This window comes from Pedobacter frigidisoli, from assembly GCF_004331675.1.
GTDB lineage: Bacteria > Bacteroidota > Bacteroidia > Sphingobacteriales > Sphingobacteriaceae > Pedobacter > Pedobacter frigidisoli.
The window spans coordinates 131,918-155,982 of record NZ_SJSN01000011.1 but is presented as its reverse complement, the minus strand read 5'-3'; the positions used below and the strand labels follow the sequence as shown (position 1 = coordinate 155,982).

The 24,065-nt window shown below is 36.3% G+C and carries 16 protein-coding genes; 6 read left to right on the top strand and 10 right to left on the bottom strand.

Going from position 1 to position 24,065, the window contains the following annotated elements:
- Window positions 1-45: 45 nt before the first annotated feature.
- The 4 genes from EZ449_RS15115 to EZ449_RS15100 form a co-directional block, all read right to left on the bottom strand.
- A complete protein-coding gene (locus EZ449_RS15115) occupies window positions 46-1,062 on the bottom strand; it encodes a porin (RefSeq protein ID WP_131560297.1) in 1,017 nt (338 codons plus the stop codon).
- 39 nt (window positions 1,063-1,101) lie between these two features.
- Complete coding sequence (locus EZ449_RS15110; RefSeq protein WP_131560295.1) at window positions 1,102-2,490, bottom strand: ammonium transporter; 1,389 nt, start codon at window positions 2,488-2,490, stop codon at window positions 1,102-1,104.
- Window positions 2,491-2,835: 345 nt separating this feature from the next.
- A complete protein-coding gene (locus EZ449_RS15105; RefSeq protein WP_131560293.1) occupies window positions 2,836-3,783 on the bottom strand; it encodes a TIGR01212 family radical SAM protein in 948 nt (315 codons plus the stop codon).
- Window positions 3,784-4,241: 458 nt separating this feature from the next.
- Window positions 4,242-5,678: an APC family permease gene (locus EZ449_RS15100; RefSeq protein WP_131560291.1), complete on the bottom strand. Its 1,437-nt coding sequence runs from the start codon at window positions 5,676-5,678 to the stop codon at window positions 4,242-4,244.
- 249 nt (window positions 5,679-5,927) lie between these two features.
- Here EZ449_RS15100 and EZ449_RS15095 point away from each other — a divergent pair, with 249 nt between their 5' ends.
- The 5 genes from EZ449_RS15095 to EZ449_RS15075 all read left to right on the top strand — a co-directional run bounded on the left by EZ449_RS15095 (window position 5,928) and on the right by EZ449_RS15075 (window position 14,075).
- Window positions 5,928-8,174, top strand: coding sequence for a sodium-translocating pyrophosphatase (locus EZ449_RS15095; RefSeq protein ID WP_131560289.1), 2,247 nt, complete (start codon window positions 5,928-5,930; stop codon window positions 8,172-8,174).
- A gap of 116 nt (window positions 8,175-8,290) precedes the next feature.
- Window positions 8,291-9,766, top strand: coding sequence for an amino acid permease (locus EZ449_RS15090; RefSeq protein ID WP_131560287.1), 1,476 nt, complete (start codon window positions 8,291-8,293; stop codon window positions 9,764-9,766).
- A 92-nt stretch (window positions 9,767-9,858) separates the two neighbouring features.
- Entirely contained in the window at window positions 9,859-11,196 is a 1,338-nt protein-coding gene (locus tag EZ449_RS15085; protein ID WP_131560285.1) for a porin, read from the top strand.
- A 61-nt stretch (window positions 11,197-11,257) separates the two neighbouring features.
- Window positions 11,258-11,839, top strand: coding sequence for a MarC family protein (locus EZ449_RS15080; protein WP_131560283.1), 582 nt, complete (start codon window positions 11,258-11,260; stop codon window positions 11,837-11,839).
- A 106-nt stretch (window positions 11,840-11,945) separates the two neighbouring features.
- Complete coding sequence (locus tag EZ449_RS15075) at window positions 11,946-14,075, top strand: leucine-rich repeat domain-containing protein (RefSeq protein ID WP_131560281.1); 2,130 nt, start codon at window positions 11,946-11,948, stop codon at window positions 14,073-14,075.
- A gap of 317 nt (window positions 14,076-14,392) precedes the next feature.
- Here EZ449_RS15075 and EZ449_RS15070 read toward each other — a convergent pair whose 3' ends face one another.
- From EZ449_RS15070 to EZ449_RS15050, 5 genes are all read right to left on the bottom strand, one after another.
- Window positions 14,393-15,559 carry an RsmB/NOP family class I SAM-dependent RNA methyltransferase gene (locus EZ449_RS15070; protein ID WP_131560279.1) on the bottom strand — a complete coding sequence of 389 codons (1,167 nt, stop codon included), beginning with the start codon at window positions 15,557-15,559 and terminating at the stop codon, window positions 14,393-14,395.
- A 21-nt stretch (window positions 15,560-15,580) separates the two neighbouring features.
- Entirely contained in the window at window positions 15,581-16,792 is a 1,212-nt protein-coding gene (locus tag EZ449_RS15065) for a type 1 periplasmic-binding domain-containing protein (protein WP_131560277.1), read from the bottom strand.
- A gap of 111 nt (window positions 16,793-16,903) precedes the next feature.
- Window positions 16,904-18,433, bottom strand: a complete 1,530-nt coding sequence (gene guaA / locus EZ449_RS15060) for a glutamine-hydrolyzing GMP synthase (protein ID WP_131560275.1) — start codon at window positions 18,431-18,433, stop codon at window positions 16,904-16,906.
- A gap of 242 nt (window positions 18,434-18,675) precedes the next feature.
- Window positions 18,676-19,143: a deoxycytidylate deaminase gene (locus EZ449_RS15055; protein WP_131560273.1), complete on the bottom strand. Its 468-nt coding sequence runs from the start codon at window positions 19,141-19,143 to the stop codon at window positions 18,676-18,678.
- Between the two features lie 62 nt (window positions 19,144-19,205).
- Entirely contained in the window at window positions 19,206-20,642 is a 1,437-nt protein-coding gene (locus tag EZ449_RS15050; RefSeq protein WP_131560271.1) for an MFS transporter, read from the bottom strand.
- Window positions 20,643-20,785: 143 nt separating this feature from the next.
- Between EZ449_RS15050 and EZ449_RS15045 the strand changes: the two genes are divergently transcribed.
- On the top strand, window positions 20,786-21,412 hold the full coding sequence (locus tag EZ449_RS15045) for a LysE family translocator (protein ID WP_131560269.1): 627 nt from the start codon (window positions 20,786-20,788) through the stop codon (window positions 21,410-21,412).
- A 751-nt stretch (window positions 21,413-22,163) separates the two neighbouring features.
- On the opposite strand, the gene EZ449_RS15040 is transcribed toward EZ449_RS15045, so the two are convergent.
- On the bottom strand, window positions 22,164-24,065 hold the full coding sequence (locus EZ449_RS15040) for an amidophosphoribosyltransferase (protein WP_131560267.1): 1,902 nt from the start codon (window positions 24,063-24,065) through the stop codon (window positions 22,164-22,166).

Below are 24,065 nucleotides of genomic sequence, written 5' to 3'. Positions count from 1 at the left end.
CCCAATTTCACATTGGGGCGGCCTTATTAAAAATTGGATATTCCCTTAAAAAGCGTAAACTGCTGCTAAAGAGAATTGACCTGCATTTGGTGCTGCCATTAAATTTTCTTTTACAAATGGTTTATCACCATTGTGATCCATTCTTATCTCAGGAATAAAAGTTAAACCACCAGATTTAATGTTAGCTGTAAATGTTACTGCAGTATATTTAGTTGCACCAGCACCACCAATATTTTTAGTTTTAAAATACTCACCTCTTAAACCTAAAGTTACCGCATCAGCAACTGCATATTGAGGATATAAAGCTACACCAGAATAACCGCCACCATCATTATCTACATCGTAATTTGCAGCATTTAAGCCCAATTTAAATTTCTCTGTAATTTGGTAAGAGGTAGTTAAATCTTCAATAGTACCATAACCGCCGCCACCAGCGCCAGATAATACATTTAGGTAAGCTGTCCAACCTTCAACCGGCGCTACCATTAACTGGCCACCAACAGCAGAAACACCTCTTGTAGCAGAATAAACATTCCAATCGTTGAATAAACCAGCCATTAAGCTCACTTTATCACTGAATTTATAAGTAGCCTTAATACCCGCATTTTGGAAAGGGCCGTTAGTGAATAAGTAAGAAGTTGAATAGTTAAAGTTTCCTACTGGTGAAATTACTTCATAACCGATAAAGGTTCCCATATAACCAGCTGTCATTGAAAACTGATCTGTAAATTCATAGTTTACATAAAGGTTTTGAATGTGAAAAGATGAACCTCCACTTGCAGCATCGGGAATAGATTGAGTTTGGCCTCTTGGACCAAAAGAAAGTTCTCCAACAAATGATGCCTTACCAGTTTTCTTTTTCAAAACCAAATCTATCATTCCCAAAGAAATGGAATTATGATCTGAAGCGAAAGATGTAGTAATGTTGGGTTGTTTTGCAAAATCGTACTTAAAATAGGTATCAACCGATCCTGAAATTTCAAGTGGAGAGGTTGTCGTTTCCTGTGCGAGGGCACACGTAGTGCTTGCCATTGCGAAAATGGCGGTTAAAAATTTCTTCATGTTTGAGCTTATTGGGGTTTAGATATTTGATTAAAATCTTTAAGATATTGTTTCCGTAAGTGGACTGTTTTTCTCTACATATATTGCTTTGTCTTCTACCAACAATGTACCTTGAGAGTATTTTTCGTTGTGTTGTGATTCATCAAGACCCATTTCTTCCTCTTCTTCTGATACGCGAATTGGTTGAATTAAATTAATGAACTTGAAGATGATAAATGATACCACAAAACTGAATACCACTACAATTGCAGCACCTTTTAATTGAGTAAAGAAAAACTCTGCGTTGCCATAGAATAAACCATCAGCACCTAAGCTATTTACAGTTTTAGTAGCAAAAACACCTGTTAAGATCATACCTACAATACCTCCAACACCATGGCAAGGAAATACATCTAAAGTATCATCTAAACTAGTTTTTTGTTTCCATGAAACTACAAGGTTAGAAACTACTGCGGCAATAGCACCAATAAATATACTCGATGGAATACTCACGAAACCAGCGCCAGGCGTAATGGCAACTAAACCAACTACGGCACCAATACAGAAACCTAATACAGATGGTTTTTTACCCCTTGCAACGTCAAAGAACATCCAAGATAAACCAGCAGCACCAGCGGCAGTATTGGTGGTAATAAATGCAGAAACAGCTAATGCGTTTGCACCTAATGCAGAACCTGCGTTAAAACCGAACCAACCGAACCATAATAAACCAGTACCAATTAATACGTAAGGAATATTTGCAGGTGGAACTTCTTTATGCTCCAAGTGAGATTTTCTACGTTTCAATACCAATGCACCAGCTAAGGCAGCCATACCAGCAGAGATGTGTACAACTGTACCACCAGCAAAATCTAGTACACCCATTTTCAATAAGAAACCACCAGCAGACCATGTCCAATGTGCTAAAGGAGAGTAAACAAATAATGCAAATAATACGATAAACAAAATGTAAGAAGTAAATTTAATACGTTCTGCTACAGCTCCAACAACTAATCCTGGAGTAATAATGGCGAACATTAATTGGAACACAGCAAACAATGATAAAGGAATAGTTCCCCATGCTGGCCCTGAATTTACACCTTGAAAAAACAAATAAGTTCTTGGATCTCCAATAAACCCACCTATCGAATCCCCAAATGCCAAACTGAAACCTACTACTGTCCAAAGTACAGTAATTACGCCCGCAGCTACAACACTTTTAATCATGGTAGATAATACGTTTTTGCGATGAACCATCCCGCCATAGAAAAATGCCAAACCTGGAGTCATTAAAAACACCAAGGCAGCAGAGATTAATACGAAAGCAATATCAGGTGCACTGTATTTACCTTCATCAAAATTTGGTAGAAGTGGAATAAATAGAGCGCAAATTGCGAGAATCATTAAAACTGCAAAGGGCGCAAACTGTTTAAAGGAGAATTTACTCATAGTTTTTAGTTTAATTTGTTTGTATGGTTAAATAGTTGATTTATCTGAGAATAATTTTTATAAAAATACGACATATTGTAGTTTTTACACCATTGAATAGAAATATTCTAACAAAAACAACCAATTTTTGTAAAACAACTCAAAAAAAACCTTTAAAAATAAAAATAACAAAAAAATATAGGGAATTACAGAGGGGTTTTTAATAAACTCAAAATCACAGTTTTTATATCAATTATATCATTTTACCTATAATTTATAAAAAATTGACTAAAAAAAAATGTCACAAAAGAAAAACCAACGAAGTTTTCGTTGGTTTTATAATTTTTATTCTAAAAAATAGAAATTTTACAACAAATACAGCGAACCCTGAACAACGCCTCTTTTTTCGATTTCTTTATCAATATATGTTTGAATTGCCGATTTATTTAACCCCCAATTTGGCGCAATCAGCAAATCCCAGTCTGAAATACCGAAAAGTCTTTGAATTACAATATCCGGACGTAAGAGTGGGATCAATTCGCAAAGTAGATCAGTATATTCTGCTAAGCTAAATAACTTAAACGGCTCCTTTTTATATTTCGAGCCCATTATAGAACCCTCAACGATATGTAGATGATGAAATTTAACAAACTTAATTTGAGGGAAGCGGTTGATTTCGTGAATGTAACCCAACATCATTTCTTTGGTCTCCCAAGGAAAACCAAAAATGGTGTGCACACATAAATCCAATTTGCTGTTTTTTAAAAGTTCAACGGCTGCCACAAACTCTCCGTGGCTACAGCCTCTATTAATCTGATTGAGGGTTTCATCATAGATAGACTCCATGCCCATTTCCAAATCCACATCAAACCGATCTGCATAACTTTCTAATAAAGCAACTTTCTCGGCATCAATACAATCAGGACGAGTACCCACTGAAAACCCTACTATATCTTCCGTATTTACGGATAAAGCTTCATCATACATCATTTTTAAATAATGAACTGGAGCGTAAGTATTGGTATTTGGTTGAAAATAAACAATGAACTTATCTGCACGATAACTGGTTCTAGCTCGTTTAATTCCCTCTTCTAACTGTTCTTTTATGGTAGGTAATTTACGGGAAGGCTCTGGTGTAAACGAATCTACGTTGCAATAAGTACAACCGCCGAAGCCCTTGCTTCCATCACGGTTTGGGCAAGTAAAACCGCCATCTACAATTACCTTAAATACACGTTGTCCGTTATATTTTTCACGTAAATGTATGCCGTAACTTCTATACCCCTTTATTCCTAAATCTACCAGTGTTCCCATTTGCCACAAAAATACACATTATAGTATTAATATGTTAGCCTTGAAAAGTCAAGATTGCAAGGTGATAATATTTTCTTTAGAAAGCAAAGACAGCATTTCATGTTTAGGTTGGTTCCCGCTAATGCTGCAAGTCCCGAAGAAACCTGTGCAAACTAACAAGCATACCAAATAGAAACAAAATCCAGAAGCTTAAATCGGGAGCTTTCCGCGTATATCGGGTTTAGGCACTCTCTTTCTTGCAATTATTTGAGTTGGCTAAACCCGAACGATACGAAAATACTTTTTGTTGCACAAAAAACCTCGCAGGTTTAACCTGCGAGGTTTGATATTGCACAATCCTTAACAAAAAGATTGTAGTGAGTGCGGGACTATCATAACCGAAGAGCATCGAACCTTGCTTTTCAAATTATTTTAAAACAAATATGCTCTTGACAGAGATTCCAGGCTGCCTATTTAACTTATGCGGCTTTTCTATTGATAAATAAATAAACCGGAACACCTAATAAAACGATTATAAGGCCTGGCCAAGTATATTGTTGTTTATACATTAGCAGTAAAATACAGAATGCAGAACCGATTAATAGATAAATGATTGGAGTAATAGGATACAACCATATTTTATAGGGTCTTTCTAAATCAGGTTTTTTTAACCTTAAATAAATAACACCGAATACGGTAATCATATAAAACAATACGATAACAAAGGAGATCATATCGAGAAGATTCCCATATTGACCGCTCAAACATAAAACGCAGGCCCAAATTCCTTGCATCCAAAGTGATTTTTCTGGAACTCCATTTTTATTGTTTTCAAGGGCCGCCTTAAAGAACATTCCGTCTTTTGCCATGGTTTGGAAAACTCTCGAACCCGCAAGTACCAAGCCATTGATGCAACCAAATGTTGATATCATGACTAATACCGCCATTACAATTGTGCCTATTCCACTACCAAAAATTTGTTCGGAGGCTCCAACAGCTACCCGATCATTGACGGCAAATGCTATCCCATCTCTATTTAAGGTATTCAAGTAGATAAAATTGACCAATAAATAAAGAATCATTACTGCCGAAGTACCCAAAACCATAGAGCGCACTATATTTTTTTTAGGATTTTCTATTTCTCCCGAAACAAAAGTTACGTTTTCCCAAGCCACGCTCGAAAATACCGAACCAACCATTGCGGCTGCAACTCCACCCATAATTGTCATTCCAGAAATAGATTCCCATCCAGATTTAAGGAAGTTTCCACTTGCATCTGTTTTTAGATTATTAAAAGCGTCCCAACCAAACTTCATGTTCTCGCTCCAAAAATTGCTTTTTACTAAAATAAAACCTAAAATAATTAAGCCAATTAAAGCGACAATTTTCGATCCTGTAAAAAGATTTTGCAATATCTTACCACCTTCAACACCCTTTGTATTAACATAGGTAAGAAGTAGAATAACACCAATAGCCAAAATTTGGATCCAGGTAATTTTATAACCTCCACTTTGAAAAATTGGAGCAGCATCATTTAAAGCTGGTATTAAATAGGCTGTAAACTTACCGAAGGCAACTGCAACAGCTGCAATAGTTCCAGTTTGGATTACCGTAAATAGTCCCCAACCGTATAGAAATCCCATCATTTTACCAAAAATCTCTTTTAAGTAAGTGTATTGACCACCCGCTTTAGGAAACATAGAAGAAAGTTCTCCATAAGAAATTGCTGCGGCAACAGTCATTACTCCAGTGATTAACCAAACAACAATTAGCCAATAGCCAGAACCTAAATTCCTCATAATATCGGCGCTCACAATAAAAATACCGCTTCCAATCATGGAACCCATTACCAGCATAACGGCATCAAAAAGGCCTAATTTTCTTTTAGTAGGATTTTCTTCCTGTAGTTTTTCCATTTTTAAATTTTGTTTGGTTTAAGTTTAGTTGGTGGCTAATTTATTTATAAAAAAACAGAAACGTAGATATTGAACTGTATTATTTTAATGCATAAAAATATTAATTTGGGTTGTTAAATATTTAAGCGTAAGAAAATAAAATTATTATATTGCTTAACTAATAACCAAATTTCAAAAATCGATGTGCTATTACGGATGAGCGTAATTTTATGAACTCGATATCAATGAACCAATAACCAAATATTAACTATGGAATTTTTACAAAACAATTTACTTTACTTTATTCCGGCGCTAGGCCTTGTTGGAATAATCGTTATGATGTTTAAAAGTGCCTGGGTAAACAAACAAGATGCCGGTGACAAGAACATGCAAGAGCTTGCGGGCTACATCGCCGATGGTGCAATGGCCTTTTTGAAAGCAGAATGGAGAGTGCTGAGTATTTTTGCAGTTTTCACCGCAGCTTTATTAGCCTACTCCGGAACCATCACCGAAATTAACGGTGTACCGATGCATTCGAGCTGGATTATCTCCATTGCCTTTATTATTGGAGCAGTATTTTCTGCTAGTGCGGGCTACATCGGAATGAAATCTGCCACAAAAGCTAATGTTAGAACTACTCAAGCGGCCAGAACAAGTTTAAAGCAAGCCTTAAAAGTATCCTTTACCGGCGGAACCGTAATGGGCTTGGGTGTTGCTGGTTTAGCTATTTTAGGTTTGGGTGGATTATTCATTGTTTTCTTGCAAGTATTTAATGTTACACATGTTGATAGTACCGAAATGAGAACGGCTATCGAGGTTTTAACAGGCTTTTCACTTGGTGCAGAATCAATTGCGTTATTTGCTCGTGTTGGTGGAGGTATTTACACCAAAGCTGCAGATGTTGGTGCCGATCTTGTAGGTAAAGTGGAGGCTGGTATTCCTGAAGATGATGTTCGTAATCCTGCAACCATTGCAGATAACGTTGGTGACAACGTTGGTGATGTTGCAGGAATGGGAGCCGATTTATTTGGTTCTTATGTTGCCACAATATTAGCAACCATGGTTTTAGGACAAGAAATTACCGTTGTAGATAAATTCGGCGGCATGTCACCAATCCTACTTCCAATGGTAATCTGTGGCTTGGGAATTATATTTTCAATCATCGGAACTTGGTTCGTAACCATCAAGGATGAAAAATCTAACGTTCAAAATGCTTTAAATTTAGGTAACTGGTCTTCAATTGTGATCACCGCGGTTGCTTCGTTTTTTATCGTAAAATGGATGCTTCCCGAAACTTTAAACCTGCGTGGTTATGAGTTTTCGAGTATCAATGTATTCTACGCCATTTTAGTTGGATTAGTAGTTGGAACCATTATGAGTATCGTAACCGAATACTTTACCGCCATGGGTAAAGGTCCCGTAAATTCAATTATCCAACAATCTTCAACTGGTCATGCCACTAATATTATAGCTGGTTTATCTGTAGGTATGAAATCTACAGTGATTCCTATTTTGGTTTTAGCTGGTGGAATTATGGCTTCTTACCATTTTGCAGGACTTTACGGCGTTGCAATCGCAGCAGCCGGCATGATGGCCACAACGGCCATGCAATTGGCAATCGATGCTTTCGGACCGATTGCGGATAATGCTGGTGGAATCGCAGAAATGAGTCAATTGCCACCAGAGGTGCGTGAACGTACCGACAATTTAGATGCCGTAGGAAATACTACCGCAGCTACCGGAAAGGGATTTGCTATTGCATCTGCAGCATTAACATCTTTAGCATTATTTGCTGCATTTGTTGGCATTGCTGGAATTACAGCTATCGACATTTATAAAGCACCAGTTTTAGCCGGCCTATTTGTTGGCGGCATGATTCCCTTCATCTTCTCCGCCCTTTGTATCCAAGCAGTTGGTAAAGCGGCTATGGATATGGTTCAGGAAGTTCGCCGTCAGTTTAGGGAAATCCCTGGCATTATGACTTACGAAGCTAAACCGGAATATGAAAAGTGTGTAGCAATTTCGACCAAGGCATCCATTAGAGAAATGATGATGCCCGGAGCAATTGCTTTAATTACACCTATTATTATTGGCTTTACTTTCGGTCCTGAGGTTTTAGGAGGATTGCTTGCAGGTGTTACGGTTACGGGCGTGCTTATGGGCATATTTCAAAGTAACGCTGGTGGCGCTTGGGATAATGCTAAAAAATCTTTCGAGCAAGGCGTAATGATTAACGGCGAAATGTTCTACAAAAAATCAGAGCCACACAAGGCTTCTGTAACTGGAGATACTGTTGGTGACCCTTTCAAAGATACATCTGGTCCATCAATGAACATTTTGATCAAATTAATGTCTATCGTTTCACTAGTTATTGCACCTTATATTGCAGTTAAGGCCGTAGCTTCCGAACATAAGCAAGAAGTTCGCAAAGAAATAAGAATTGAGCAAAAAACTGATAGTTTAGGCAACACAATTATCGATACTTTGAAGAATACCACAGATACTTTAACGAATTAGTTGTAAAATCATAGATATAATAACGGCGAAAGGGATTTTTTAACGAAAATCCCTTTTACTTTTCCGTAATTTTTATTTAGGTTTGGAACTGAATTAATCTAAACAAAAACTATAATATGGGTTTATTTACTAAAAAGCCAATGCATCTATTGCTTGAAGAAGCAGGTGATTCAGGCAAAGGCCTAAAGCGTACACTTAGTGCAGGTGCATTAGTGGCCTTGGGTGTCGGGGCGATTATTGGTGCTGGACTATTTGTTCGTACTGCTGCTGCTGCTGCTCAAAATGCTGGGCCATCAGTTACAATCGGATTTATAATTGCTGCGATTGGCTGTGCATTAGCCGGATTATGCTATGCAGAATTATCATCATCTATTCCAATTTCTGGAAGTGCTTACACCTACACCTATGCAACCATGGGCGAATTAATGGCTTGGGTAATTGGTTGGGATTTAGTACTTGAATATGCTGTTGGAGCTGCAACTGTAGGTATTGCATGGAGCGAATACTTAAACAAACTACTAGTCGAGGTTATACATGTCTCCCCCATACCTTATGAGTGGTGCCACTCTCCTTTCCAATCGCATCCAGATGGAACAGTTAATGGAATTATGAATCTTCCTGCACTCTTTATTGTAGTTTTATTAAGCTTACTATTAATTAAAGGGACTTCAGAATCTGCTTTTGTAAACGGAATTATCGTGATCACAAAAGTGGCTATCGTAATATTAATCATCGTTTTAGGTTGGAGTTTTATTAACGAATCTAATCATCATCCATACATTCCTGCTGCAACTACTTATGTAGATCATGCAGGTGTTAGTCATAATTACGGTGGTTTTTGGGGTGTAATTGGAGCAGCAGGAACCGTATTTTTCGCCTTTATCGGTTTTGATGCAGTGAGTACGGCTGCACAGGAAACTAAAAACCCTAAAACAGCAATGCCAATTGGTATTTTAGGTTCGTTAGCGGTTTGCACAGTTTTATACATCTTATTTGCACATGTTTTAACAGGAATTGCACCAGTTGAGTTCTTTAGAACTAAAGGTGGTGAAGCATCTGTAGTAGCTGCAATTAGTGAATATATGACAGGTTATGGATGGTTAGCTAAATTGGTTACAGTTGCAATTTTAGCAGGTTTCTCATCAGTAATTTTAGTAATGTTATTGGGTCAAAGCCGTGTATTTTACTCAATGAGTAAAGATGGTTTATTGCCTAAAATGTTCAGCGATTTACACCCTAAATTTAAAACACCATACAAAGCAAACTTAGTTATCTTGGTAATTGTTGGTTTGTTTGCTGCTTTCATTCCAGGAGATGTTGTTGGCGATATGACAAGTATCGGAACATTATTTGCATTTATGTTGGTTTGCGTTGCAGTAATCATTTTAAGAAAAACCGATCCAGATTTGCCTCGCCAATTTAGAACACCATGGGTTCCTTTAATCCCAATTCTTGGAGTTGCGGCTTGTGGTTTAATGATTCTTGGTTTAGGCTGGACAAACTGGTTAAGACTATTTGGTTGGTTAGCCCTTGGTTTTATTATTTACTTTGGATACAGTAAAAAACATTCTCACTTAAAGGATTCTAAATAAATTTAATTTATTTCTTAAGCCCCGACCTAAAATCGGGGCTTTTTTTTTGCACAATAAATTAACTTTAATTTAACTTTGCAAAAAACCTAAAAATGAATCCTCCATCATCTTCGTTGAAAAGCAAATGCTTATCAGCACTTATTGCACTATTGATCTTTTCAGCTAATGCCTTTGCGCAAAGAACAATCAATGATGTGATGGATTCGACAACGGTAAATCATTTACTCATCATTTCGAAAAAATACGGTTCATTATCTTTCAGTGGATATTTGCAACCACAGTTTCAGGTTGCACAATCGAATGGTACCCAGGCAGAATATCAAGGAGGAAATTTTGGAGAGTACACAAACAATCGTTTTCGATTAAGAAGAGGTCGTTTGAGAGCAGATTATATGCTATTGACCGATGATGGACTTCCATCGACCTATTTCGTACTTCAGTTTGATGGAACAGAACAAGGGGTAGCCGTAAGGGATTTTTGGGGCCGCTATTATGAGAATAAATGGAAGATCACGCATATAACATTGGGTCTATCCGGTCGTCCCTTTGGTAATGAACTTCAATTATCCTCATCTGTTAGAGAAGCACCCGAACGCGGAAGAATGTCTCAAATACTCATGAAAACGGAACGAGATCTTGGCGCTACTTTTAGCTTTAATCCACGTTGGAAAGATGCTAAGCTTAAAAATATCCAGCTAGATTTAGGCGCTTACAACGGACAAGGATTAGCCGGAGCTGGTGAATTTGATAACAGTAAGGATTTTATCGCAAGGCTGAGCCATAAAACCTACACCTTTAAAAATGCAAAATTTTCTATTGCCGGTGGAATTAGCACACTGCAAGGTGGCTTGAACCATCGTTTGCCGGTAAGTTATAAAATGGACCAGGTAAACAATCAATGGACTATGGTTAAAGATTCGTCGGCTTCCACCATCAACAAAGTAGCACCAAGAAGATATTATGGAGCAGATATCCAACTAGCAACAACCACTAAAAGCTGGAAATCTGAATTTCGGGCTGAGATAATTTCCGGATTGCAAACTGGAACATCAACAACATCTACCACGCCTGGTTCTTACCCGGTAGATAACAAATCAGAGGCTCTACCCTTTTACACTAGAAATTTCAGCGGTGCTTACGTTACTTTCGTGCAAACCTTAAATAGCACCGATAATCAGCTGATCTTTAAATATGATTACTACGATCCTAATACAAAGGTTGGTGGTGCAGAAATAGCGACCACAAAAGGCTTAACTCCTGCCGATGTGAGGTTTGATACCTTTGGATTAGGGTTCTTACACCACTTCAATCCCCATTTTAAAGCTGTTCTTTATTACGATATGATCAAAAACGAATCGACTCAGATTTCGGGCTATGAAAATGATAGAAAAGATAACGTGTTAACACTTAGAACCCAATTCTATTTTTAATAAATAAAATGATTACGAGGTTTTAATACAATTGCTTTACCTTTGCATGAAATCTCTCCCTATGAAATTCGATTTTTTAAAGTTCGACCTCACCGAAATCCTTTCTACAACAATGGTTCTTTTCGCAATTATCGATATTTTAGGTGCAATTCCTGTTGTTATCGAGCTTCGCAGAAAGGCCGGCCATATTGAATCGGAAAAGGCTTCAATGGTTGCCGCAGGATTAATGGTGTTATTCCTTTTCTTAGGAGAATCTTTATTAAAGGTGATCGGATTAGATGTTGAATCTTTTGCTATTGCGGGTTCATTCGTAATTTTTTTTATTGCGATGGAAATGGTTCTGGGGCTAACTATTTTTAAAGAGGAAGCACCAGAAACGGTTTCAATTGTTCCATTAGCTTTTCCACTCATTGCTGGCGCCGGAACGATGACCACCCTGCTTTCGTTAAAAACTGAATACCATACACAAAATATCCTTGTCGGAATTTTGTTGAATATTCTATTCGTTTACTTCGTTTTAAAGAACACAAACAGACTAGAAAAGCTTTTTGGTAAATCGGGGCTGAATATTCTTCGTAAGGCTTTTGGCGTAATTTTATTGGCCATAGCAATAAAGCTATTTAGGAATAATACTGGGTTATAATTGAGGAAATAATAGTTACTTATAGACTTTAAATTAGTTTCTCACTTTCAAAATAAGAGTTATATTTATATTAGCAATTGATTAACGCTAGCCAGATAAATCTATTTTGAAAAACATATTCTACCTCTTTTCATTTATTTTATTAAACATCTTCTGTAGGGATACAAACAAAGGCCAGCAATTCCATACAGCTGAATACCCTAAAACTGACTCACTAAATCTCTCAAATTTACGGCTGAAAAACCTACCCCTTGATTCATTCGCGAATAAGAAAATTACCTATCTAAACTTATTAGGGAACGCTGAAATTGATTTATTTAAAGAAGAAAAACTTTTAAAATCTATCACAGCGCTAACCGACTTAAGAATAACAGTTCATTCTATAGCTCAAATCCCCTTGTCACTTAGAGATAAGGTTAAAGGAATTGAAATTATTTCTTATGATAATAATAAATTTTGCGAGTTGATGAGTTTAAAAGGATTAAAATATCTTTCTGTAAATGCAAATTTTGGCGGAGAACACAATCAATCAATTGGCCAAATTCCGCGGGAGATTTATGATTTAACACAACTAGAGGAATTAAGACTTCCTTACTTAGGTATAACTTCAATTGGCAATGAGATTGGCCAATTAACAAACCTAAAAACATTAAATCTGGATTACAACAAAATTGCTAACCTACCTCAAGAATTTAGCAAGTTAAATAGCCTAGAGGATTTTAGCATTAGGGAAAATATGTTTATTAATTTCCCAAAGGTTTTATATGATTTAGCATATCTTAAAAAATTCAATTTTTTGTTTAATTCAATTTCACTTCCTGAAGATATCGACAGATTAAGAGCTATAGAAGATATTAGCTTTACAAAATATGCCGACACAAAAATACCTCTGCAATTTTGTGAATTAAGTAAATTGAAAAAATTAACTGTTTGGGTAATTAGGGGCAGCAATGTAAATTTTGAGGATGATTTCCTCCCACAAGTGTTTGATAAACTAACATCCTTAGAAAAGTTAAGTCTTCCATTTTGCAACATTAAAAAAATCCCACAAGTTATATTCAAATTAACCAACTTAAAGGATTTGGATATACATGAAAATTTCATTACCGAGCTACCTAGTCAAATTTCAAACTTAGAAAAGTTGGAAATGCTAAACCTAAACAATAATCCTTTAACCAACTTACCAAATGAGATAGCCCGATTAAAAAATTTAAAGAGCTTGGATATCCTGGAGACAAAGATTAATAAAATACCTCCTGCTATATATGGTTTAAAAGAAATTGAATGGTTTAATATTGATCAAACGCTTATCACTTATGACTCCCTTGTAAATTTCAAATACTTGAAATCCTTAAACCTATCCGGTAAAAATTTGATAAAAATTCCTAAGTCTGTTTTTCAATTTAAAAATCTTGTAAGCTTAAATCTGAGCAATAATAATAATAAGGAAGTGCCTGATCAAGTTGCTAACTTTAAGGAGTTGGAAAAGTTAAATTTGAAAAACAATCCAATTATAAAAATTTCAAATAAAGTTGCACAACTCGACAAATTAAATGTGATCAATCTTGATAATAATGATGGTTTTAAAGCGATATGCAATGCCCTTAGCGTATATAAAAAAGACATATATATGGCGCCAGACGGGAATTTTCCATTCTATATTTACGGAATTAACGTTTATCTCAGTAAAAACATTACTGAAATTCCAGCTGAGATCGGAAAATTAAGCACACTAAGAGAATTAAATTTAATGGGCTCTACAATAAAATTATTGCCAAATCAAATGATGAACTGCAGCAACCTAAAAATCATAAATCTAGTATCAACGAGATTAGAATCTATCAATCCTCAAATTCAAAAATTGAAAAAACTGAAGTCGTTAAACCTCGCTAATAACAAAATTAAATTCATACCAAATGAAATAGGAGAACTAAAAGATTTAGAATTTTTAAATCTTGGCAGTAACTTAATTTCAGAGATTCCACCAAGTGTATCGGAGCTCAACAACTTAATAAACTTAAGCATTTCCAATAATCAGATAACAAGATTGCCTTCTCAACTGTCCAAATTAAAAAAACTAAAGAGCTTAGATGTCAGCAAAAATTTAATAAAGGAAATACCTCTTGAATTACTAAACAGTAATACACTAACAGAATTTGAATTTTACCCTAACCTACTTCCAGATAAGGAAATTTACAACAAAGTTAAGGCTAAGTATCGTAAGATTGTATTTTAGCAAAAACACAAAGCATTTTAACTTCAAAAAATATTTAGGATTTGTACCATGTTTTTAAACAAATATTCTTATCAATGCCTAAAGAGGTAAGCTTCCGGAAAAAGTTAAATTCTCTTCCCTACTTTAATCTTTCTACCTTAAACTGTAACAATAAGTCCGTATATTCATCTAAACATAAAGCTAATATCATGAACAGCTTTGAGGAATATACTTTAATTATTGGAGCCATCGCCGTTTTAATCGAGGGTGTGAAATACTTGAAAAAGAATTTCAAATCTTGGTTCGAGCATACATAATAAGCATAGCTGAAAAATCAACTATTTTTCTACTCCAATTAACCTAGCTACGAACATTGTATCTGCATTATTCTCATAGCCCTTTATCAGCTCCATCGATTCCAATTCTAGAGGAAAATTATCAAGCATATATTCGACTATTTCTTCGTTTTCGGCTGCAAAAGCAGAGCAAGTGATATAAATAAGTGGCTTGCCGGGTTTTAAATATTTAATCACATTCTTAATTATCCCTTTTTGGATAGTGGCGAACTGACTAATCTTGCGTTCCTCAAAGAAAGTTAACATTTCAGGTGTCCTGCCCCAAGTTCCAGAACCAGTACAAGGTGCATCTAAGATAATTCCGTCAAATAGGTAATGGTGTAAAATCTGATCATTATTCTTGAGCAAATCAAGCTCTTTCTTTTGATATTTTCTGATTCCAGCTAATCGAAAACGTTCATCCAAATTTTGAAGAATCGACTCCCTTAAATCGGTTACCAACAATTCTATTACTGGCTCCAAACTATGTAAAAGCAATGTTTTGCCACCCGATGCGGCACAGCAATCCCACCATTTATCCAATTTATTGGGCTTGAAATAATTGCCTGTGTGCTGAGAGGAGAGATCTTGAACCTGATAAGAACCCTCTTTCAAAATCGTTTCTAGCTTCGTACCATTTGGCAATGACAGCGCCGTTTCAGAAACCTTTTTTACCTTGATATTCTCAGCCTCAAGTTGAGTAAAGATGGAATCTACATCTTTTTGCGAAACCCTGATAAAAAGATCGGGTTGCCTAAAAAACGAGATAAAAAATTGCTCCTTGTTTAGCTGATCAGAAAGGCTTTCATTAAATGGATAAACATCATCTAGATTAAAATGAGGATATTTAGCCTTAATAATTGATAATTTCTCTGCTAAACCAGCTCCGATAACTTCTTTAAACTCTGGGAAATTCTTCTCTACAATCAGACTTAAGGTATCGTGACAAAGAAAATCAGCGATACTTAATCTTTCTTCTCGCTCTAATCCAGAAAGCGCCTTTCCTAACCTAAAAAAGCTATAAACATGTCTAGTAGCCCATCTCCTATCTGATGAACCCATTTGTTTATTCTGCTTGAAGTATGCAGGCAAAAAACGATGTAATGGTAGAACGCCATCGTAACTATTCAAAATCTGTTCAAAGGCCCTAACTTGATGGTCTGCTCGCATAGAGAAAAAAGTGGTTGATTATTATTCGATAATATTTAATGCGAAGTTTTTATACTTCAACAGCATAACACTGGTGTTAATATAACCTAATTTTTCATCATGAATAAAAGAAAAATTATTATGAAGCCCTTTGTACTTATCTTTTGTGATGTAATTTTTATAATCCTCCCCATAGGTAGCTAATAGTTTACCGAAATAAAAACCAATATCAAACCCTTTAAAGGCATATTCACCTGGCTCAAAGCCATATTTATAGCGGTACTTTTTAATAAATGTAACCACAGCGGCATTTTTGTAATCTATCTTATAAGAAGAACTGATGATTGTATTTAAAGCCTGAAGCTTATCAGCAGGATAATTTTGCTTAACCCAGTTTGGATGACCAAATAAATTAATATTATAGCCACCAGTTGGCAAATTCTTCAATTTTAAAAGCTTTTCAATGGTTGGTAAAACGAATGCCCGATCTGAAGAGGTTAATACAACAGCATATTGTTTTCCCTTAATCATTTTTGTTTCGAAAGCATAAGAGGATACATACTCCTGTACAATAAATTTCGTATTTGCCTTTAAGTATGCTTTTATTGGAAGTGCAAATTGCTCATCCTCAGTTTTCTTAGGATTAATTAAAACAACGATTGTATTGGTAGGATTATAATTTTTTGTAATGTAAGATGCGATCTTTTGTCCATGGAGTTCGATATTATTAACAACTGAGATGAGGTTAGGGTTATTAAATTCTGATGGCCCAGAGGCTGCCAATGGCGATACAACCATTGCGTTATTTTCCTTTGAATAATTGGTTATAAACTTTTGTCCCTCGGGAAAAACGGGACCAACAATTAAATTGCTTTGTTTAAAACGCTCATTTTTATAAAGCAATGAGATATGAGCGTTATCATCCTGCGTATCAAAAACATTAAGCTTAAAATTCAATCCAGACGATGCAGCCGAATCCAACCCAAGCTTAAAGCCTTGATAAAAATCGATTGGCATTGCATACTTTTCGATATCAGATTTGGTTGCCGTTTTTAAGTTTAGCTCATCCAGCTTAAAAGGAACAAGTAAAGAAATACTTGCTTGGGTAAACTTTTTAACTGGTTTTTTCTCTATAGGCTTGTCCTGTTCTACAGGTTTACTGGGTTCAGGCTTTGGTGTTCTTATTTTAGGTGAGCAAGCACCTAAAACCAATGTAGACAAAACCAATACCCAATAACTCCTTTTAAAATTCATACCTATTGTATTTAACAAAATATGCTAGCAAAGTTTATTCCACCTTGCTAGCATAATCTATATTTTATGTAGTTTGGACTGAAAACTCCAAACTGAAAACTCCCACCTGAATTATTCCCACTCAATAGTAGCAGGTGGTTTAGAACTGATATCATAAACAACTCTATTGATACCCTTTACCTTATTGATGATCTCATTAGAGATTTTCGCTAAAACATCGTATGGTAAATGACACCAATCTGCTGTCATACCATCTACTGATTCTACAGCACGTAAGCAGATTACGTTTTCGTAAGTACGTTCATCGCCCATTACACCAACAGATTGCACTGGCAAAAAGATTGCTCCTGCCTGCCAAACCTTATCATATAAACCAGCAGCTTTTAACTCGTGAATATAAATGGCATCTGCATGTTGAAGAATTTCTACTTTTTCTGGAGTTACATCACCTAGAATACGGATGGCCAAACCTGGACCTGGGAAAGGGTGGCGACCTAAAATCACATCATCAATTCCTAAGGCCTTACCCACTCTACGAACCTCATCCTTAAATAAGGTTTTTAAAGGCTCAACTACTTTCAATTTCATGAAATCTGGCAAACCGCCAACATTATGGTGAGATTTAATTGTTGCTGATGGTCCGTTTACTGAGATCGACTCGATTACATCAGGATAAATTGTACCTTGACCCAACCAATTTACACCAGTCAACTCATGCGCAGCATCATCAAAAACCTCTATAAATACACGGCCAATAGCCTTACGTTTTAATTCAGGGTCTTTTAATCCAGCAAGCTGACTTAAAAAACGATCCTTTGCATCAATTCCTTTAATGTTTAAGCCCATGTGTTTGTATTGCTCAAGCACCTGTTCGTATTCATCCTTTCGCAAAAGGCCATTATCAACAAAAATACAGTGTAAGTTTGTGCCAATTGCCTTGTGTAAAAGAACGGCAGCAACGCTACTATCAACACCACCAGATAAACCTAAAACAACTTTATCGTTACCCAAGGTTTCTTGTAATTCGGCAATTGTAGTTTCAATAAATGCTGCAGAAGTCCAATCTTGGCTACAACCACAAATATCTACAAGGAAGTTTTCCAATAAAACCTTACCATCAATACTGTGCGTTACCTCAGGATGAAACTGAATGGCATACGTATTAGAATCTTTGATGTGATAAGCTGCAACCCTTACACTATCGGTACTGGCAATTAATTCAAAATTTTCTGGAATGCTGGTAATGGTATCACCATGGCTCATCCACACTTGCGAATCGATATTAATTCCCTTAAATAATTTATTTTCTTGATTTACAAAACTCAAGTTGGCACGACCATACTCACGCGTAGAAGAGGGTTGAACATCGCCACCTGATTGTTGAGCGATATATTGAGCGCCATAACAAACGGCCAATAATGGGTATTTCGTGTGGTAATTAGCTAAGTCAATTTGAGGAGCATCATCTTGACGAACAGAGTATGGGCTACCTGAAAAGATAACACCTTTTACATCTTCAGTAATTTCGGGAAGATTATTGAATGGATATATTTCACAGTAAATATTTAGTTCGCGAACTCTACGGGCTATGAGTTGTGTAAACTGCGAACCAAAATCGACGATTATGATTTTTTCTTGCATCCGCAAAGATAGATAAAGAAAGGGAATTGTTAAATTGTTTTATTGCCTAATTGCTAGCAAAATTACGATATAACCTGAGTTCGATTAATATTTAAATTGAAAGTACTTTTAGGACGAATTGGCTCGCCATTTCGTCATGCTGAATTTACTTCAGCATCTTTCATGCTAAGCCGCCCTGCAAACTTCTTTTAGTTATTAAGATTTCAAACTGAACTACTAAACCAATTCAAGCAGTTAACCAATCATACCTCCGATTCCATCAACTTCACTTCCACCCCAAACTTTCTTAAGAAATCCACGCCTTCATCACTAGGCAAACCTTTATAAGCTGCGTAAGATTTCGAATAATAAACCAACTTAATTCCTGAAGATAAAATCAATCTTGCACAAGCAATGCAAGGAGATAAAGTGGTGTAAAGCGTACATCCCTCTATTTTTGATCCATTTTTGGAAGCATATAAAATTGCATTTTCCTCCGCATGTAAGGCCAGCGAACAACTGCCTTTGCTATCTCTGGCACAGCCGTGTTCTGGCCATTCTTCATCACAATTATGAGTTCCAGCCGGCGGACCATTATAACCGATGGAGATAATTCTAGTATCTTTTGTTAAAACTGCACCAACATGTGCACGTACGCAATGCGAACGGGCGGCTAAATCAGTAGCCAGATTCATGAATATGGTATCAAAGCTGGGTTTAATGTCTTTCATCGTTAAAATAAGAAAGCCACAAAGAAATTAATCTTTGTGGCTGTAAAAATACTTTATAAAAATTAATGTCCGCCAGAAAGTTTTTTATCGAAACTTATTCCTTGAGATCTCAATATCCCACTAACTCTCCAAGCATAAAATGCCAAATAAGCAAAACAAATAATGCCAACTACATAACTATATTGAATACCAGTGAACTCAGAAACTGCCCCTTGAGCCCAGCTAATAATACCGCCACCCATAATCATCATGATTAAGAAGCTACTACCTTGACTGGTATGCTTACCTAAACCACTCACCGCTAAAGTGAAAATACAAGGCCACAAAGTGCTACAGAATAAACCAACACTTGTAATGGCATAAACACTTACCATTCCCTTAGTAAACATTCCAATCAATAATGCGATAATTCCTATTGTTGAAAATATTAATAGCATACGAGCAGGATTACCTTTACTAGCCATATCTGCTCCTATTAATACCAAAATGATTAAACCATAAACATAAAATGGTGCTAAATCATGCTTGGCTATGGCATTAACAGCTAAGAAAATGCCAAATGCTAAATATGGCGCAATAAATCTTAATACCTTTTGGGTACTGATATTATCAGTAAAAGCCTCAACAGCACCAGTCCACCTGCCAATCATCATACTTGCCCAATAAAGCGAAATATAGGGTGCGATATCCTTAATAGCAAAACCTAAATCTTTCTCCATATACGCAGGTAAATTACTTGCCGTAGAAACTTCTACACCCACGTAAACGAAAATGGCAATCATACCCAAAACCAATTGAGGATATTTCAATGCAGACCCCTTAATCGATTTAGTATCGTCAGATGTAGCTTCTACTAAAGTTGGTCGATCGGGAAGTGAAGACATTTTTAGGAAAATAGCAACAGCTATAAATGCAACACCTAAAATTAAATAAGGAATCTTAACACTTTCAATGCTAATGTTAGTTGTAGCATTTGCAGCCGAACCAAAAATAGCAAAACTTACAATAAGTGGACCAATGGTAGTTCCAAAATTATTAATACCTCCAGCCAACGTTAAGCGTTGCGAACCTGTTGTAATAGGCCCCAATGCAATTGCCAATGGGTTAGCTACAGTTTGCTGTAGTGAGAAACCTAAAGCAACAATAAATAAGCCTGAAAGCATTAAAGGAAATGAATGAAGATTTGCTGCTGGGTAGAACAAGAGTGTTCCAAGTGCAGAAATAACTAATCCAAGTGCAAGAGAGTTTTTATACCCTAATTTATTAACAATATCCTGTTTCATTAAAACAGAAATACCGTTATATATTAATGCACCAACGGTGTAAGCAATATAGAATGCTAATGAAACCAACTGACTTTCGGCTTGAGATAAATCAAAAGCTTTCTTAAAAACAGGGATCAAAATATCATTACTAGCGGCAACAAAGCCCCAAAAAAAGAATACGGTAACTAAGGGAATAAATTGCCCCCACTTGGTTTGTGTCTGTTCTGAACTCATTTTTAAAATTAGTTTTAGTGGGGCTAAACATAAATAAAAAAAAATTAAAAAAGGGTAACTTTTATGCAACTAATGCAACAAAAATAAATGCCATATGTTTAGCTATAAAATTGCATATTCGCATATTATAAACAATACAATACATGTTTGAAGCCATATTATTAGGTATTGGGGCAGGGATTATTTCGTCGTTTTTAACAGGTCCAGTATTTTTTGCAATGATTAAAACCAGTATAGAAAGAGGCTTTATGGCCGGGTTTTCTTTAGCTATTGGTGTAATAATTAGTGATATTATCCTTATTGCCCTAGTACTTTTTGGTAGCCAGTTTTTCGATTATAAAGCCAGTTTTGATAAATATGTAGGTACCATTGGTGGTATCTTTCTACTTGCGGTTGGTATCTATTATTTAGTTTCGAAAATCACCGTAAATTATGATAGTAAAACCCTGCAAAAGGTGAGTAAAAGGGGCTTTGTAATAAAGGGATTTTTTATGTGCATCCTCACTCCCTCTACCTTAATGTTTTGGATTATTGTAAGTGGCATCATATCAGTAAAACTAAATAATATGTTGAATGAAAAACTAGTTTGCTTTTTCATCGCAATGGCAACACAGTTGAGTATCGATGCTACCAAAAGCTTTTACTCCAGCAAATTACGTTACAAAATAAAGGAAGATGCCCTGAAAGCACTTAACAAGATCGCTGGTGTAATCATCATAATATTTGCATTCTGGTTAATTTATAAGACTTACATTCAGTTTTATGCTTAGTGTTTTTAAAAATTAGTAAAGCTAGGGCATTGCTAATATTAATGTTAGTCCTGCCAATGCTGCAAGTCCTCGGCAAATAAAGATTGCCTCGGGGCTTTACGCGAATGTCAGGTTTATTGAAATAGGTTTCCTACCTTGAATTCCATTCATCAGTTCAAAAAAGACTAGCAACAAAATTTTTCGTGTAGACTCAAATCATTGCTTGAATTCATCAATCTTTAAGATCACCAGTCAAGCTGAGGATGATGGCCGTTCAAATAATTTGTTCTCGTATTTTGCTTAATGCGATCGTCATGCTGAACTTGATTCAGCATCTTTCAAGCCTAACGTTTAGGTATATTGTTTCTTTTATCAAGATCCCCATTCAAGCTAAGGATGACGTCCGCTTGAAGTTGGTGGGAATAATGACCGCTCGTGTAATTTGGCCTTATGTTTTGCTTTAAGGCGATCGTTCACGTAAATTGCTTTAGGCGATCGTCATGCTGAACTTGATTCAGCATCTTTAATATTTGATTTCAATGCATTTACCTTTTGCATCAAGATCCCCATTCAAACTGAGGATGACGAGAGTTTATGGCTGGCGTTTATAACATGGTATTAGAATGAACGCCCGTCTTTCCCACGCAGGTAGTAATCTTAATGCACTTTGCTAAATATTTGATAAAATTTGTCCCGTTCCTCAAAATATTGAAGCAAAAAAATAGCCCACATAAAATGTGAGCTATCTATTATTTTTTTAAAATGACCAAGGTTAATAAGCCCTTTGATTATTTCCTTCTTTCCAGTTTACAAAAGCCTTGTTTACCACTTTGTTACCTCCAGGCGTTGGATAGTTTCCAGAGAAATACCAATCTCCCTTATTTTTCGGACAAGCCTCATGCAAGTTTTCTAAACTCTGATAAATCACCTCAACCTCTGCAACTGTGCCTTTTGGCGTAATAATCTGTGCAATTTTTGCTGAAATTTCTTCAGGAGTAAAAGGTTTATAAATCTCCTTAACGTGATTTATAATTTCTTCTTTTGGTAGAAGTAAAGACGCTTTACATTTTGTATAAACATCTTCGATAATCTGCCACATTCCGCGTTCGGTTAGCAATTGAATAGCGGCATCGAAAGCCACAAACTGCCCCATCCTACTCATATCGATACCATAACAATCAGGGTAACGAATTTGCGGTGCTGAAGAAACAATGATAATTTTCTTGGGATGTAACCGATCTACAATTTTGATAATACTTTGTTTTAACGTAGTACCACGGACAATAGAGTCATCCAAGGCCACCAAAGTATCTTGATGGTTGTTGATAATACCGTAGGTTGTATCGTAAACGTGAGCAACCATTTCACTTCGATCAGCATCTTGGGTAATGAAAGTCCTCAGTTTTACATCCTTAACGGCAAGCTTTTCTACCCTTGGCGCCATTGACAACAATTCATCTAATTGCTCATCAGATAATTGCTCTTTGCGGTGCAATAACGTATCTTTTTGATGCTGACGAACGTATCGCTGAACCCCATCAACCATCCCAAAGAAAGCCACCTCTGCGGTATTCGGAATAAATGAGAATACCGTATTTTTAAGATCGTAATTAACGGCCTGAAGAATTTTATCACTTAATAAACGACCTAACTGTTTACGTTCGCGATAAATTTCTACATCACTTCCTTTAGAGAAATAGATGCGCTCGAATGAGCAAGACAATCTTTCGGTAGGTTCGCGGAATTGCTCCATACTTACCTCACCGTTTTTCTTAATAATTAATGCATGACCAGGGTCGATCTCCTTAACATCTTTAAACTGAATGTTAAATGCAGTTTGTAAGGCAGGTCTTTCTGAAGCTGCAACTACAATTTCATCATCATAATAATAATAAGCCGGACGAATTCCAGCTGGATCACGCATGATGAAAGAATCACCATTGCCAACCATACCGCAAATTGAATATCCACCATCCCAGGTTTTAGCGGAGCGACGAAGAATATTTGCAATATTTAAATTATCAGCAATTTTTTGAGTGATGGCCACATTATCATGTCCCTCTTTTTTGTACTCATCGAAAAGCTCTTGATTCTCATCATCTAAAAAGTGACCGATTTTTTCAAGAACTGTCACGGTATCCGCTTTTTCTTTTGGGTGCTGACCTAACTCGTACAATTGCTCTAATAATTCATCAACGTTAGTCATGTTGAAGTTACCTGCAATAACCAAGTTACGCGTCATCCAATTGTTCTGCCTTAAAAAAGGATGGCAATTTTCGATACTGTTTTTACCGTGTGTACCATAACGCAAATGGCCCATTAACACCTCGCCTATAAAGCTTACGTTGTTTTTGAGCCACTCTGTGTCCTGCATTAATTCAGGTGTGTTTTCTTGAATATCTACAAACTTGTTCTGTACGTATTCGAAGATATCTGCTACCGCGTTCGAAGCCATGCTCCGGTATCGGCTGATGTACCTACTGCCTGGTTTCATATCCAACTTAATGGTTGCAATACCTGCGCCATCCTGGCCTCGGTTATGCTGCTTTTCCATTAAAAGGTATAATTTGTTAAGGCCGTAAAGTGCTGTACCGTACTTTTGCTGGTAGTAAGAAAGTGGTTTTAACAGGCGAATAAAAGCGATTCCGCATTCGTGTTTTATCTGATCACTCAT

Coding starts and splice junctions, on each gene's coding strand:
- EZ449_RS15115 (WP_131560297.1), bottom strand. CDS start 1,062: ATGAAGAAATTTTTAACCGCCATTTTCGCAATGGCAAGCACTACGTGT.
- EZ449_RS15110 (WP_131560295.1), bottom strand. CDS start 2,490: ATGAGTAAATTCTCCTTTAAACAGTTTGCGCCCTTTGCAGTTTTAATG.
- EZ449_RS15105 (WP_131560293.1), bottom strand. CDS start 3,783: ATGGGAACACTGGTAGATTTAGGAATAAAGGGGTATAGAAGTTACGGC.
- EZ449_RS15100 (WP_131560291.1), bottom strand. CDS start 5,678: ATGGAAAAACTACAGGAAGAAAATCCTACTAAAAGAAAATTAGGCCTT.
- EZ449_RS15095 (WP_131560289.1), top strand. CDS start 5,928: ATGGAATTTTTACAAAACAATTTACTTTACTTTATTCCGGCGCTAGGC.
- EZ449_RS15090 (WP_131560287.1), top strand. CDS start 8,291: ATGGGTTTATTTACTAAAAAGCCAATGCATCTATTGCTTGAAGAAGCA.
- EZ449_RS15085 (WP_131560285.1), top strand. CDS start 9,859: ATGAATCCTCCATCATCTTCGTTGAAAAGCAAATGCTTATCAGCACTT.
- EZ449_RS15080 (WP_131560283.1), top strand. CDS start 11,258: ATGAAATTCGATTTTTTAAAGTTCGACCTCACCGAAATCCTTTCTACA.
- EZ449_RS15070 (WP_131560279.1), bottom strand. CDS start 15,559: ATGCGAGCAGACCATCAAGTTAGGGCCTTTGAACAGATTTTGAATAGT.
- EZ449_RS15065 (WP_131560277.1), bottom strand. CDS start 16,792: ATGAATTTTAAAAGGAGTTATTGGGTATTGGTTTTGTCTACATTGGTT.
- guaA (WP_131560275.1), bottom strand. CDS start 18,433: ATGCAAGAAAAAATCATAATCGTCGATTTTGGTTCGCAGTTTACACAA.
- EZ449_RS15055 (WP_131560273.1), bottom strand. CDS start 19,143: ATGAAAGACATTAAACCCAGCTTTGATACCATATTCATGAATCTGGCT.
- EZ449_RS15050 (WP_131560271.1), bottom strand. CDS start 20,642: ATGAGTTCAGAACAGACACAAACCAAGTGGGGGCAATTTATTCCCTTA.
- EZ449_RS15045 (WP_131560269.1), top strand. CDS start 20,786: ATGTTTGAAGCCATATTATTAGGTATTGGGGCAGGGATTATTTCGTCG.
- EZ449_RS15040 (WP_131560267.1), bottom strand. CDS start 24,065: ATGAGTGATCAGATAAAACACGAATGCGGAATCGCTTTTATTCGCCTG.